General features: G+C 68.0%; 9 protein-coding genes. 4 read left to right on the top strand and 5 right to left on the bottom strand.

From position 1 onward, the window contains the following. A complete protein-coding gene (locus AAHH99_RS17830) occupies positions 1 to 894 on the top strand; it encodes a co-chaperone YbbN (protein ID WP_418769926.1) in 894 nt (297 codons plus the stop codon). A gap of 101 nt (positions 895 to 995) precedes the next feature. On the opposite strand, the gene glgB is transcribed toward AAHH99_RS17830, so the two are convergent. Further along, positions 996 to 3,209 carry a 1,4-alpha-glucan branching protein GlgB gene (gene glgB / locus AAHH99_RS17835; RefSeq protein ID WP_418769927.1) on the bottom strand — a complete coding sequence of 738 codons (2,214 nt, stop codon included), beginning with the start codon at positions 3,207 to 3,209 and terminating at the stop codon, positions 996 to 998. Positions 3,210 to 3,213: 4 nt separating this feature from the next. Continuing rightward, the gene (locus AAHH99_RS17840) at positions 3,214 to 5,298 is read right to left on the bottom strand and encodes an alpha-1,4-glucan--maltose-1-phosphate maltosyltransferase (RefSeq protein WP_418769928.1); all 2,085 of its coding nucleotides are present in this window, start codon (positions 5,296 to 5,298) and stop codon (positions 3,214 to 3,216) included. Between the two features lie 220 nt (positions 5,299 to 5,518). On the opposite strand from AAHH99_RS17840, the gene AAHH99_RS17845 reads away from it, so the two are divergent. From AAHH99_RS17845 to AAHH99_RS17855, 3 genes are all read left to right on the top strand, one after another. After that, positions 5,519 to 8,143, top strand: a complete 2,625-nt coding sequence (locus AAHH99_RS17845; RefSeq protein ID WP_418769929.1) for a glycosyltransferase family 1 protein — start codon at positions 5,519 to 5,521, stop codon at positions 8,141 to 8,143. Further along, positions 8,140 to 8,988 carry a virginiamycin B lyase gene (locus tag AAHH99_RS17850; RefSeq protein ID WP_418769930.1) on the top strand — a complete coding sequence of 283 codons (849 nt, stop codon included), beginning with the start codon at positions 8,140 to 8,142 and terminating at the stop codon, positions 8,986 to 8,988. The genes AAHH99_RS17845 and AAHH99_RS17850 overlap by 4 nt, the downstream gene beginning before the upstream one ends. A 104-nt stretch (positions 8,989 to 9,092) precedes the next feature. Continuing rightward, on the top strand, positions 9,093 to 9,821 hold the full coding sequence (locus tag AAHH99_RS17855; protein ID WP_418770256.1) for an MspA family porin: 729 nt from the start codon (positions 9,093 to 9,095) through the stop codon (positions 9,819 to 9,821). Here AAHH99_RS17855 and AAHH99_RS17860 read toward each other — a convergent pair whose 3' ends face one another. The 3 genes from AAHH99_RS17860 to AAHH99_RS17870 all read right to left on the bottom strand — a co-directional run bounded on the left by AAHH99_RS17860 (position 9,822) and on the right by AAHH99_RS17870 (position 14,574). Then, the gene (locus AAHH99_RS17860; RefSeq protein ID WP_418769931.1) at positions 9,822 to 11,261 is read right to left on the bottom strand and encodes a neutral zinc metallopeptidase; all 1,440 of its coding nucleotides are present in this window, start codon (positions 11,259 to 11,261) and stop codon (positions 9,822 to 9,824) included. A gap of 67 nt (positions 11,262 to 11,328) precedes the next feature. Beyond that, complete coding sequence (locus tag AAHH99_RS17865) at positions 11,329 to 13,314, bottom strand: ATP-dependent DNA helicase (protein ID WP_418769932.1); 1,986 nt, start codon at positions 13,312 to 13,314, stop codon at positions 11,329 to 11,331. Continuing rightward, positions 13,315 to 14,574, bottom strand: a complete 1,260-nt coding sequence (locus tag AAHH99_RS17870; protein WP_418770257.1) for a nicotinate phosphoribosyltransferase — start codon at positions 14,572 to 14,574, stop codon at positions 13,315 to 13,317. Positions 14,575 to 14,661 lie beyond the last annotated feature (87 nt).

Raw genomic sequence — 14,661 nt, forward strand, 5'->3', positions numbered from 1 at the left:
GTGAGTCGTCCCCGCCCTTCTATCGCGGCCTCGATGGCCGGTGCGGTTGATCTGTCCGCCCTCAAGCAGCGGCCCTCGACGGGTGACGGCGAACCGTCGGCGCCCGCCGGTGGAGTGGAAGTCACCGAGGCGAACCTCGAAGCCGAGGTGCTGGTCCGGTCCAATCAAGTTCCCGTCGTGGTGCTGCTGTGGTCACCGCGTAGCGATGCCAGCGTCCAATTGGGTGATGCTCTCGGTCAACTGGCCACAGCCGACGGCGGGAAATGGTCGTTGGCGACGGTCAACGTCGACGTCGTTCCCCGCGTGGCGCAGATGTTCGGTGTGCAGGCGATCCCGACCGTGGTCGCGCTGGCCGCCGGACAACCCCTGTCGAGTTTCCAGGGCATGCAGCCTCCCGAGCAGTTGCGCCGGTGGATCGACTCGCTGCTGAACGCGGTCGCGGGCAAGTTGCCCGGCGGAGTTGAGGAGGGAGAGGCCGAAGAGGTCGATCCCGAACTCGCGCAAGCCCGTTCGCACCTGGACGCCGGTGACTTCGACGCCGCGCGCACCGCGTATCAGGCGATTCTCGACGCCAACCCCGGTCACGCCGAAGCCAAGGGCGCCGTCCGCCAGATCGATTTCCTGCAGCGGGCCACTACCCGGACGCCCGACGCGATCGCCGCCGCCGACGCGGACCGCGGCGACATCGAGCTGGCGTTCGCCGCCGCCGACGTCGAGGTCCTCCAGCAGAACATGGCGGCGGCCTTCGACCGGCTCATCGACCTCGTCAAGCGGACCTCGGGCGACGACCGCACCACGGTGCGCACCCGACTCATCGAGCTGTTCGACCTGTTTGATCCGGCCGATCCCGAGGTCATCGCCGGTCGGCGCAAGCTGGCCAACGCGCTGTACTGACCTTCCACTCCTTGCGTCGAAGCCGACGAATCGGCGGTTTCTCGCTGTGTTTTCCCGCCATTTCGTCGGTTTCGGCGCAGCTTGGCGGCTCGGCGACTCGCCTACTCGGCGACGTATTCGAACCACAGCGCGGATAGCGGGGGCAGCACCATGACCGCCGACGCCGGACGCCCGTGCCACGGCTCGTCGGTCGCTTCCACCGCGCCGTAGTTACCGATGCCCGACCCGTTGTAGATGTCGGCGTCGGTGTTGAGCACCTCGCGCCAGGTGCCTGCGTGCGGTAACCCCAGGCGATAGCGGGAGTGCTCGGCGCCGGAGAAGTTGAACACGCATGCCAGCACGGAGCCGTCGTCGCCGTAGCGCAGGAAGCTCAGCACGTTGTTGGCCGAATCGTTGGCGTCGATCCAGCTGTAGCCCTCGGGTCGGGTGTCTTGGGACCATAGCGCCCGCCGGGTTCGGTAGACGGTGTTCATGTCGTGCACCATGCGCTGGATGCCGGTCGAGAAGCTGTTCTCGTCGAGCTGATACCAGTCGACGCCGCGCTCCTCGGACCACTCGGCGCGCTGACCGAACTCCTGGCCCATGAACAGCAGCTGCTTGCCTGGATGCGCCCACTGATACGCCAGCAGGCTGCGCAGCCCGGCGGCCTTGTTGTGGTCGTTGCCCGGCATCCTGCCCCAGAGCGTGCCCTTGCCGTGCACGACCTCGTCATGGCTGATCGGCAGCACATAGTTCTCGCTGAACGCGTAGAGCATCGAGAAGGTGATCTCGTGATGGTGGTAGCTGCGGTGGATCGGATCGCGTTTGATGAACTCCAGCGTGTCGTTCATCCAGCCCATGTTCCACTTCATCGAGAAGCCAAGGCCGCCAAGGTTCGTCGGCCTGGTCACTCCGGGCCACGAGGTGGACTCTTCGGCGACCGTCACAATGCCGGGGGCGGCCTTGTGCACGGTCGCGTTCATCTCCTGAAGAAACTGCACGGCTTCGAGGTTCTCGCGACCGCCGTAGATGTTCGGGGTCCATCCGCCTTCGGGGCGCGAGTAGTCGAGGTAGAGCATCGAGGCGACAGCATCTACCCGCAGGCCGTCGATGTGGTACTCCTGCAGCCAGTACAACGCGTTGGCCACTAGGAAGTTGCGCACCTCGGCACGGCCGAAATCGAAGACGTAAGTGCCCCAATCCAATTGCTCGCCACGGCGAGGATCGGAGTGCTCGTAGAGCGCGGTGCCGTCGAAACGGCCGAGCGCCCAGGCGTCCTTCGGGAAGTGGGCGGGCACCCAGTCCATGATCACGCCGATGCCGGCCTGATGCAGCGTGTCGACGAGGTGGCGGAACCCGTCGGGGGTGCCCAGCCGCGACGTCGGCGCGTAATACGAGGTGACCTGATAACCCCACGAGCCGCCGAACGGATGCTCGGCCACGGGCATCAGCTCGACGTGGGTGAACCCGTTCTCGACAACGTATTGGGTGAGCTGGGTGGCCAGTTCGCGATAGCTCAGGCCAGGACGCCACGACATCAGGTGCACCTCGAGGGTGCTCATCGGCTCGAACACCGGGTTCTGGGCCGCGCGGCGCGTCATCCACTCGTCGTCGGCCCACGTGTAGTCGCTGCGGGTCACCTTCGAGGCGGTCTTGGGCGGCACCTCGGTCGCGAACGCCATCGGGTCGGCGCGCTCGCTGACCGAACCGTCGGCGCCGTGGATGCGGAACTTGTACAACCCGCCGATCTCGAAGCCCGGCCAGAACACCTCCCACACGCCGGTCGACCCGAGCACACGCAGCTGGGCTTCGTTGCCGTCCCAGTGGTTGAACTCGCCGATCAGGCTGACGCCCTTGGCGTTCGGAGCCCACACCGCGAACGAGACACCGTCGACGACGCCGTCGGGGGTGGTGTAGCTGCGGGGGTGTGCGCCGAGGATCTCCCATAACCGCTCGTGGCGGCCCTCGGAGAACAGGTGCAAGTCGACCTCGCCGAGCGTGGGCAGGAACCGGTACGCGTCGGCCACCGTGTGCACCTGGGTCGAGCCGTCACCGCCGGGGTAGTGCACCTCGAGCCGATAGTCGGCCAGCCCGGTGAACGGTAGCGCCACCGCGAACAGCCCGGATTCGATGTGCTGGAACGCATACCGCTCACCGCCTACAACCGCGACCACCTCGACGGCATGGGGTCGGTAAGCGCGGATCACGGTGTGGTCGTCGTACTCGTGCGCGCCGAGCACCGAATGCGGGTCGTGGTGCTCGCCGGCCAGCAGCCGGTTGAGGTCGGCGGTGTGCGGCCGCAGATGTGGGCTGCTCGCTTGTTTGATCTGCGTCATGTCGTCACTCCCTACGCAGCAGATTGAGTCGTTGGTCGGCGGGCACCTGCGGCATGTTCAACACGTGTGCCACCGCGCGCACCGGGTCGAGGCGCACGTAATTGGACTGCCCCCATTGGTATTCGTCGCCGGTGATCTCGTCGCGGACCCAGAACCGGTCGTAGGGCTCCATCCCGAGTGCCGGCATGTCCAGCCACAGCGTAGCCTCTTCGGGTCCGAATGGGTTGAGCGTGACCACCACCAGCACCTGATCTCCGGTGGCGGGATCGAACTTGCTGTAGGCCAGCAGTGCGTCGTTGTCGGCGTGGTGGAACGTGATGGTGCGCAACTGATGTAGAGCGGGATGCAGCCGACGGATCTCGTTGAGCCGGGTGATGAACGGCTCCAGCGATTCGCCGTCGGCGAGCGCTGCGTCGAAGTCGCGGGGTCGCAGCTCGTACTTCTCGGAGTTGAGGTACTCCTCGCTGCCTTCCCGGACGGCGCGGTGTTCGTACAGTTCGAATCCCGAGTACATCCCCCACGCCGAACTCATCGTCGACGCCAGCACCGCGCGGATAGCGAACATCCCGGGGCCTCCGTGCTGCAGGCTTTCGTGCAGGATGTCGGGCGTGTTGACGAACAGGTTCGGGCACGCGTAGTCGGCGTGCTCGGCGATCTGTTGGCCGAACTCAGTGAGCTCCCACTTGGCGGTGCGCCAGGTGAAGTACGAATACGACTGTGTGAACCCCAGTTTGGCCAATCCGTACAGCCGTGCGGGACGGGTGAACGCCTCGGAGAGGAACAGCACATCGGGGTGCTCGTTCTTCACCTGGCCGATCAGCCAGGCCCAGAAGTTCGGCGGCTTGGTGTGGGGGTTGTCGACCCGGAAGATCTTGACGCCGTGGTCGATCCAGTGCCGTACCACCCGCAGCACCTCTTCGTAGAGCCCGGCGGGGTCGTTGTCGAAGTTCAGCGGGTAGATGTCCTGGTACTTCTTCGGGGGGTTCTCCGCGTAGGCGATGGTGCCGTCCGGCAGCACGGTGAACCACTCGGGGTGTTCCTTGGCCCAGGGATGGTCGGGGGCGCACTGCAGCGCGAGGTCGAGCGCCACCTCCATGCCGTCGTCGCGAGCCGCGGCGACGAAGTCGTCGAAGTCGTCGATCGTGCCCAGGTCCGGATGGACCGCGTCGTGGCCGCCCTCGTCGCTTCCGATGGCCCACGGCGAGCCGACGTCGTTGGGCGCGGCGGTGACGCTGTTGTTGCGGCCCTTGCGGTGCACCTTGCCGATCGGGTGGATCGGCGGGAGGTAGACCACGTCGAAGCCCATCCGGGCGATCCGGGGCAGCGCCTTGGTGGCGGTGGCGAAGGTGCCGTGCACCGGGTTGCCCTTGGCGTCCCAGCCGCCGGTCGAGCGGGGGAAGAACTCGTACCACGCGGTGAACCGCGCCTCGGCGCGGTCGACCCAGACGCCGTACTGCTCGCCGCGGGTCACCAACTCGCGCAGCGGATATTCGTCGAGCAGACGGGTGACCTCCGGTGCCAGCGCGGCGCCGGCACGGGTGAACGGATCGCCCGGCTGGCGCAGCCGTGCCGCAGCCTCGATCAGCGGATAGCGATGCTGACGCGGCACACCGGTCGAGGCGCGTTCCAGCAGCTGGGCGCCGACCAATAGGTCGTTCGACAGCTCCGATTCGCTCTGGCCCGCGTCGAGCTTGGCCGTGACGCTCTTGCGCCAGGTCGCGACCGGATCACCCCAGCCGTCCACCCGGAACGTCCACAGCCCGGCGCAGTCGGGGGTGAACGCACCATGAAAGACGTCGGGAGTCCGCCCCGTCGTCATCGGCAGATGCTGCGGCTTCTTGCGCGGCGTAGCGCCGAGCACGGTCTCAATCGGCACCGCTTCGGCGGTCACCAGCCCCGGCGGATCGTCGGCGAGCTGGGGATATGCCGTGCCGTGGTAGCGCACCACCAGGGTGGCCGCGACGGCGTCGTGGCCCTCGCGCCAGACGGTGGCCGCGACCGGAACGATTTCGCCGACGACCGCCTTCGCGGGGTACCGCCCCTCGGAGACGACAGGCGCGACGTCATCGATCTCGATTCGACCGGCCACCTATCACTCCTCCTTCTGGCGCGGCCGCCGAAGTGCTCTGCCGGCACCGCCGGCGTGGCCGCTGTGTCGTCTTGGTCGCGTTCACAGTCAAGATGAATAAGCCTCGTCGCGCCCTATACCCACGTTAGTGCGCAGCCCAACCCGAAGCGGGCCAAGCAGTCCGACCGGGCGCTCTGCGAGCCGCCGGATTGTCAGTAATGTTGTTCCGCGTGATAGCCCGATGAAAGCGCTGAGAAGGTTCACCGTCCGAACGCATCTGCCCGACCGGCTGGCTGCGCTCGAACGGTTGTCGATCAACCTGCGCTGGTCCTGGGACCGACCGACCCAGGATTTGTTCGAGACGATCGACCCCGAGCTGTGGAAGCGGGTCGGCTGCGATCCGGTCGGCCTGTTGGGGCAGGTCAGCCCGCAGCGCCTGGACACGCTCGCCGGCGACGAGGAGTTCTTGCGCCGTCTCGACGGGCTCGCCGCCGATCTCGACGACTACCTCAACCGGCCGCTGTGGTACCAGCAGGAGCTCGAACACGGTGCCCAACTGCCCAACGGCATCGCGTACTTCTCGATGGAGTTCGGGGTGGCCGAGTCCCTCCCGAACTATTCGGGGGGCCTGGGCATCCTCGCCGGCGACCACCTCAAAGCCGCGTCGGATCTGGGCCTGCCGCTGATCGCGGTCGGGCTGCTCTACCGTTCGGGTTACTTCCGCCAGTCACTGACCGCCGATGGCTGGCAGCACGAGAGCTATCCGGCCCTGGACCCGCAGGGGCTGCCGCTTCGGCTGCTCACCGACCGCGACGGGCAACGGGTCCTCGTCGCCGTGGCGATGCCCAGCGAGAACGGGTACGACGGTCAGCTGCAGGCGCGGGTGTGGATCGCCCAGGTGGGCCGAATTCCGTTGCTGCTGCTGGATTCCGACGTCCCGGAGAACGACCACGACCTGCGTGGCGTGACCGACCGGCTCTACGGCGGCGATCAGGAGCACCGGATCAAACAGGAGATCCTCGCCGGTGTGGGCGGGGTGCGGGCGATCCGCGCGTTCATCGAGCTGGAAGGCCGGCCCTCGCCCGAGGTGTTCCACATGAACGAGGGACATGCCGGCTTCCTCGGTGTCGAGCGCATCCGGGAACTCATCGACGCCGGGCTCGACTTCGACACCGCGCTGACGGTGGTGCGGTCCTCGACGGTGTTCACCACGCACACCCCGGTGCCCGCGGGGATCGACCGGTTTCCGGTGGAGATGGTGCGGCGATACTTCGGCGGTTCGACCGACGGCCCGTCGGGTGCGATGTCGCGGCTGCTGCCGGGCCTTCCGCTCGATCGCATCATCGCGTTCGGCGAGGAGGACGACCCGACCAAGTTCAACATGGCCCACATGGGTGTGCGGCTGGCGCAGCGCGCCAACGGTGTCTCGATGCTGCACGGCAACGTCAGCAGGCACATGTTCAACGAGCTGTGGCCGGGTTTCGATCCCGGCGAGGTGCCGATCGGGTCGATCACCAACGGTGTGCACGCGCCGACCTGGGCGGCGCCGCAGTGGATGGAACTCGGCCGCGAGCTGCTCGGCAGCGAGGACCTCACCAGTGCGCGCGAACCCGCGGTGTGGGGCCGCCTGCAGCAGGTCGACACCGGCCACCTGTGGTGGATCCGCTCGCAGCTGCGTGAGCAGCTCGTCGAGGACGTGCGCGCGAGGCTGCGCCGTTCCTATCTGGAACGCGGCGCGGCGGAAGCCGAACTGGGCTGGATCGCAACGGCTTTCGATCCCAACGTCCTGACGATCGGGTTCGCGCGGCGGGTGCCGACCTACAAGCGTCTGACGTTGATGCTGCGCGACCCCGAACGGCTGGAGCGACTGTTGCTCAACGACGAGCGGCCGATCCAGCTCATCGTCGCGGGGAAATCCCACCCCGCCGACGACGGCGGCAAGGCCCTGATCCAGCAGGTGGTGAAGTTCGCCGACCGGCCCGAGGTCCGGCACCGGATCGCCTTTTTGCCCGACTACGACATGTCGATGGCCCGCCAGCTGTACTGGGGATGCGACGTGTGGCTCAACAATCCGCTGCGGCCGTTGGAGGCGTGCGGCACGTCGGGCATGAAGAGCGCGCTCAACGGCGGGCTGAACCTGTCCATCCGCGACGGGTGGTGGGACGAGTGGTACGACGGCGAGAACGGGTGGGAAATCCCCACCGCCGACGGTCTGGCCGACGAGAACCGGCGTGACGACCTCGAGGCGGCCGCTCTGTATGACCTGCTGGAGACGACGGTGGCGCCGAAGTTCTACGACCGCGACGAGCGTGGCGTCCCGGCGCGGTGGGTCGAGATGGTGCGGCACACGCTGATCGTGTTGGGTCCCAAGGTGCTGGCGTCGCGGATGGTGCGCGACTACACCGAGAAGTACTACGCGCCGGCGGCGCAGTCGCTGCGACGGACCGTCGAACCCGGCAATGATGGTGAACCATTCGGCGCCGCAAGGGATCTGGCCGGCTACCGGCTGCGTGCCCAGGAATCGTGGCCCAAGATCCAGATCACCGACGTCGACAGCTACGGTCTGCCGGACACCCCGCTGCTGGGTTCAGAGCTCACGTTGACCGCCACCGTGTACCTGGCGGGCCTGCGCCCCGAAGAGGTTGCCGTGCAAGCGGTGCTGGGTCGCGTCGACGCGAGCGATCAACTCGTCGAACCGGTGACGGTGCCGATGGCGCACACAGGGAGCGCCGACGCCGGCAGGGAAGTGTTCTCCGCGACCGCTCCGTTGCCCGTCGCCGGGCCGGTGGGTTACACCGTGCGCGTCCTGCCGCACCACCCGCTGCTGGCGGGCGACAACGAGCTCGGCCTCGTCACGCTCGCGTGACACACGCGATCAAGGTCGCGCTCGACGGCGGGCCCTACGGGATCGCGGCAGGTCCGGACGGGGCGCTCTGGGTGACGCTGGTGCACGACGGCGCGATCGCGCGGGTCACCGACAGCGGCGAGGTCGCGACGTATCCCGTAGCGCCGGGCTGTCGGCCGTCGATCATCACCGCGGGCCCCGACGGAGCGCTGTGGTTCACCCGCAACGGCGACGACCACATCGGCCGCATCACCACCGCCGGCGAAGTGGGCGCGTTCGAACTCCCTGCGGGAAGCGCTCCATACGGCATCACGACGGGCCCCGACGGGGCGGTGTGGTTCACGGCGATGGGCTCCGGAATGGTCGCTCGGATGTCGACGGACGGTGAGGTTTCGGAGGCTCACCGTGTCGGCGGAGCGCCGGCGATGATCGTCACCGGTCCCGACGGCGCGCTGTGGTTCACGCTGAATCAGGCCAGCGCCGTCGGCCGCCTCACCCTCGGCGGTGACCTTTCCATCCGCGAGACACCCACGGCCGCCTCGGGTCCCGTCGGCATCGCGGCAACCCACGACGACGCGCTGTGGTTCACCGAGATCGTCGCCGAACGCCTCGGCCGGATACCGATCGACGATGCCATCCAGGAAATCGACCTGCCCGGCAAGCCGCATGCGGTGATCGCCGATCCCAGCGACGGCGTGTGGGTGACGCTGTGGGGGTCCAGCCAGCTCGCCCGCGTCGGCGGCGACGGTGACATCGTCACGATCGACCTGCCGCCGGGCAGTGAACCGCACGGGCTCGCGGTGGACCGCGATGGCGCCGTCTGGGTCGCACTGGAAGCCGGTCACGTCCTGCGAATGCCGACCTGACCGGGCAATCGGAACGATTCTGGGAGCATCCGCACGCGTCGCACATCGGGCGCGGTAGGTTCCCAAGCGTTGCTAACGACGGAGGGTGGCCAGTGACGATTGGGATTGTGCTGCGGCGAGGCCTCACCGTGATCACGGTCGCGGGGGTGCTCGGCAGTTTGGGCGCCGCATCCGCGTCGGCCGATCCGGAGGCCGAGCCTGTCGTGGCCGAAGTGCCCGCCGAGGGGGCGCCCCCTCCGCCTCCGGACGGCGCCGTCGAATCCACCCCGCCCGCGGTGACCGAGACTCCCGACGGTTGGCGCCTGGAAATGAGCGCCGAGAAAGAGACCCAGGCACCGACACCTCCGCTGACGACCGCACTGTCGTCGCGCGAATACGTCGTCGGCGGCACCTATAAGGGTCGGCTGATCGGCCCGGGGGGAGGCGAAGCGCCGGAGGGCAGCCTTGAAGTCGGTTACGAGATCGGCTGCGGCATCGACATGAGCACCTCGAACGGCGTCTCCCTGACCGGCACCGCAGGCATCAACCCGTCCATCGGGCTGCTGGGGCTCACCGTGGTCGGTGGTGGCGAGGACTTCGGAATCCTGCCGAGCCTCGGCGGCAATGTCGGCGGCGGTATCACCGTGGGCCTCAAACCGGGTCTGGTCAACGTGGTGCCGGTGACGAAGAAGAAGTTCACCGGCGCGGAGCCGTGGGTGATGGTGAGCAATTTCCGGGTCAAGATCGACGGCTGCGTCGGCGAGTCCTTCATCCGCTCGTATGCGTACCTCAGCCATTCCACCGACCAGTCCGAGGCGATCGTCGCCTGGTACGGCGTGACGAAAAAGATCTGATCAGCCGAAGCGCTTGAAGCAGCGTTCGGTGTCCCCGAGGACGCCGACGCGGAAGGCGTCGATGCGGGAGAAGCCCGAGGGCACCGATTCGCCGTTGACGTCGCTGGCCACCAGGCCGTTCATCAGGATGCCCGACACGGCCTCGTCGACGTCGCCTGCGGTCAGCGCGACGGTGTTGCCGTCGGGGGTGGTCACGCTCTTCGAGAGTTTGGTGGTGGCGACACCGGTCAGGCACGCCGTGCGCAGCGCGGCCTCGGCGTTGTCCAGTGCGACGCCGCCGTGCTCGTTCTGGATCGCCTGCATGTACCGCGACACCAGTACCGAGTAGGCGGTGTTGTCGCCGGTGGCCAAGCTGACCGGGTCCTCGATGTCGGGCTGGGCGCCCATCACCGCCAGCTCGTCGAGGTCGACGGCGATGGTGTTGGTCGCCGGGCAGTAGGACGCCGGCGGACTCGGTCGCGCGTTCGTGCAGGCCGGGGGGTCGAAGCTGCGCTGCGGCGGGTTGGCGGGTGTGAAGAGGATGTCCATCGCGTCCATGACGGCCCCTACCGACTCTTCGGAGACGGGCCATTCGCCGGTCTCGTCCTCTTGCAGGAGCACCGGCAGATCGCCTCGGCGTTGGCCGATCTCGCGCATGTCGATGGCCGCGCAGGCCGACGGGCCGTCGGTGAAGCCGAACTGGAAGGCCGACAGGCGTTCGAACGCCGAACCGTGTTCGTCGACCCCGACTTCGGGGTCGTACTCGCTCAACAACGGATCCCGGAACGCGATGACGGACGCCAACACGTTGTTGAGCCCTTCGCCGGTCGACAGCGTGAATCGCGGCGAGTCGTCTTCTGCGACCCAGCGCATGTAGGCGCCCGCCAGACAGTCGGCCTGCTGTTCGGACACCAGCGTCGGGGTGTCGTCGTCGACCAGGCCCGCCTGCCTCTGCACGGCGTGGCCGTATTCGTGGGCGAGCACCATCGTCACTCCCATGTCGCCGAACTCCTGCCGCAGACTGGGCAGGAGCTCGCCGCGATCCCATCCGATGGTGTTGTCGGTGGTGCAGTAGCCGGCGTTGACCAAGGCGTAGGTGTCGGTGTCGCAGAACCCGGTGCTGTCGAATCCGTTGGCGTCCCAGGAATAGACGCGGTCGACCGGCTCGAACCGGCCGTCGAACGCCGCGCCGTAGGCGCCTTCCCAGAACTCTTCGATGTCGCTGATCGCCTGGCGGGCCAGCTCGTCGGAGTCACTCCCGTTGGTGCCCACCACCACTCGCGTCGGATCGCGCGCGTCCGGCCGTAAACCGGTGGGGCCGTCGGTCGCAGGCATGCCCGCGACACGGAACGGATCGTTGAACACCGACACGGGTTCGCCGCGAAGCGTTGTGGTGCATCCGGTGATGACGAGCACCGCCGACATCGCGGTCACGGCGCCCCGCACGTGTCGTCGATTCATGGACGCCGCCTTTCACGTCGAGGCGGCCGCAGGGCGCGCACTGAACCGTTGTCAGAATAGAAAACAATCACCGCGCGCGGAGACGTTCGAGCGCCTGACGCACGCGGTTCGAGTCGGTCGTCGCCCAGAACGGTGGCAGAGAGGCTCGCAGGAATCCGCCGTAGCGGGCGGTGGCCATCCGCGAGTCCAGCACGGCGACCACGCCGCGGTCGTCGACGGTGCGCAACAGCCGACCCGCACCTTGGGCCAACAGCAGCGCGGCGTGGCTGGCGGCAACGGCCATGAAACCGTTGCCCCCTCGGGCAGCCACCGCCCGTTGCCGCGCGGTCAGTAGCGGATCGTCGGGGCGCGGGAACGGGATCCGGTCGATGAGCACCAGCGACAGTGACGGGCCGGGCACGTCGACGCCCTGCCACAGCGACAGCGTGCCGAACAGCGACGTCTCGGGATCGTCGGCGAACCGCTTGACCAACGCCGACGTGGTGTCCTCGCCCTGGCACAGCACCGGAGTGTCCAGTCGCTCCCGCATGATCTCGGCTGCCGCCTTGGCCGCACGCATCGAGGAGAACAGACCGAGGGTGCGGCCGCCCGCCGCGGTGATCAGCGCGGCGATTTCGTCGAGTTGTTCTGCGGACCCGGTGCCGTCACGTCCCGGCGGCGGCAGATGTGCTGCAACGTAGAGGATGCCGGACTTCGCGTGCTCGAACGGGGATCCGACGTCGATGCCCTTCCACTCGGTCTCCGCGCCCGTCAGCCCCCACGCCGATGCCATCGCGTCGAACGTGCCGCCGATCGTCAGCGTCGCCGATGTCAGAACGGTCGTGGTGTTCTCAAAGAGCCTGGTGCGCAACAGACCCGACACCGAAAGCGGGGCGACGCGCAGTATGGTCCGCACCGTTGCGCGCGTGTCCTCGCGTTCGATCCACACCACGTCCGTGCGGTCGGGGATGGCGGGCAGGAAGGAGTCGAGGACGCGGGAGGCGGTGTCGCCGATATCGGTCAACGCCGTGACGGCTTCGGTGCGCGCGGACGCGGCCGCCGGGTCGCTTGGCGCGGTGTCGATCGTCGACCGGGCCCGGTACGCGGCGTCGCGCACCGCGGTCAGGTAGGTCGCCAATTCGTCGTCGAGGACGTCGATGCGGCCCGGCTCGGTGTCGTGGATGGCCGACGATAGCGTCGCCGTCGCCGCCTCCAGCCGTTGTGCCAGTTCCTGGTCGACCAGGCGCGCGGCCCGGCGGTGGGCGATGCCGAGCGAGGTTGCGGACAGCTCACCGGTGGCCACCGACGTCACGCGGTCGACCAACTCGTGCGCCTCATCGACGACGAGCAGGTGGTGTTCGGGGAGTACGGCGGCATCGGAGATCGCGTCGATGGCCAGTAGAGCGTGGTTGGTGACGACGACATCGGCACGGCCGGCTTTCTCCCGTGCCTTTTCTGCGAAACAGTCGGTGCCGAACGGGCACCGGGCCACTCCGATGCATTCGCGCGCCGACACGCTGACCTGTGACCAGGACCGGTCCGGAACGCCCGGGGTCAGCTCGTCGCGGTCGCCGGTGTCGGTGTCCGACGACCAGGCGATGAGCCGCTTCACATCTCGACCCAGGGCACTGGTCGCCACCGGTTCGAACAGATCTTCCTGGGACCGGTCCTCGGGCTCGGTGACACCGCCGGCCGAGCTTCCGTTGTGAATCTTGTTCAGGCACAGGTAATTCCCGCGGCCCTTGAGCAGGGCGAACTCGGGGGCGCGCGGCAGCATGTCGGCCAACGATTCCGCCAGCCGCGGAAGGTCGCGGTCGACGAGTTGACGTTGCAGCGCGATGGTCGCCGTGGACACCACGACGGGGTCGTCGGCGTCGACGGCACGTGCAAGCGCGGGCACGAGGTAGGCCAGCGACTTCCCGGTGCCCGTCCCGGCCTGGACGGCAAGGTGCTCACCGGTGTCGAAGGCATTGGTGACGGCCTTCGCCATCTCGACCTGGCCCGCGCGTTCGCGTCCACCGAGGGCTGCGACGGCGGTGGCCAGCAACTGGGTGATGTCCGACGTGGTGCCCACCTACGCGCCGGGAGGGATCAGCCGCGTCGGCACGGCGGGTTCGCCGCGGGACAGTTTCAACCCGTCCCACGGCAGGCTCGTCAGGCCGTCTCTGACCCGGGCGCGGGCCGCGCCGAGGCCCAGATCGGCGATCGGTTCGCCATGCCGTATCAGTGGAACGGTCAGAACCCGCGCGGTGAGGCCGTCGGGGTCAGCCGGCGGGCGCTCGTAGGGGAAGACGACCTCTTCGACGATCGTGCCGGTCGCCTTGGCCATCCGCATCGCCTGTTTACGCCCGCCGTGAGACTGCTTGTGGCTGCTGCGCTTCTCCACCGGAAGGCCGTCCACCTCGGTCAGCTTGTAGACCATTCCGGCCGTCGGGGCGCCGGAACCGGTGACCAGCGACGTGCCGACGCCGTAGGTGTCGACCGGTTCGGCGCGCAACGCCGCGATCGCGAATTCGTCGAGATCGCCGGAGACGACGATCTTCGTCTCGGTGGCGCCGAGGTCGTCGAGCTGAGCGCGCACCTGGCGCGCGAGCACGCCGAGGTCTCCGGAATCGATGCGCACCGCACCGAGTTCCGGACCGGCGACCTCGACGGCCGTCGCCACCCCCGCGGTGATGTCGTAGGTGTCCACCAGCAGCGTCGTGTCCACACCGAGCGCCTCGACCTGCGCCTGGAACGCCGCACGCTCGTCGGGGCCGTCACCGGTCGTGTACAGCAGTGTGAACGCGTGCGCGCTGGTGCCGAGCGTCGGGACCCCGTAGTCGCGCTGGGCCTGCAGATTGGACGATCCGGAGAAGCCGGCCAGGTACGCCGCACGAGCGGCGGCGACGGCGGCGTGCTCGTGGGTGCGCCGCGAGCCCATCTCGATCAGGTGGCGGCCCTCGGCGGCGCTGACCATGCGGGCCGCGGCGGATGCGATCGCGGTGTCGTGGTTGAAGATCGACAACGCCAATGTCTCCAGGACGACACATTCGCCGAACGTGCCGTGCACCGAGAGCACCGGTGAACCCGGGAAGTAGAGCTCGCCTTCGGCGTATCCGTCGACATCGCCTCCGAATCGGTACTCGGCCAGGTACGCGAGCGTCTCGGCGTCGAGAAAGTCCGCGAGCGAAGCCAGCGCCGCATCGTCGAATTCGAACTGCGCCAAGGCATCCACGAACCGTGCGGTGCCTGCCACCACGCCGTAGCGGCGGCCTTCGGGCAGTCGGCGCGCGAAGATCTCGAAGGTGGTGCGTCGGTGCGCGGTGCCGTCGCGCAACGCGGCCGCGAGCATCGTCAGCTCATACTTGTCGGTGAGCAGGGCCGGGGATGCGGCGGTCACACCGTCACCGTAGTAGCTCGAAGTGCCGGATATACGTTG

The sequence above is a fragment of the Mycobacterium neumannii genome (assembly GCF_048452905.1).
In the GTDB taxonomy this organism is placed as follows: Bacteria; Actinomycetota; Actinomycetes; order Mycobacteriales; family Mycobacteriaceae; genus Mycobacterium; species Mycobacterium neumannii_B.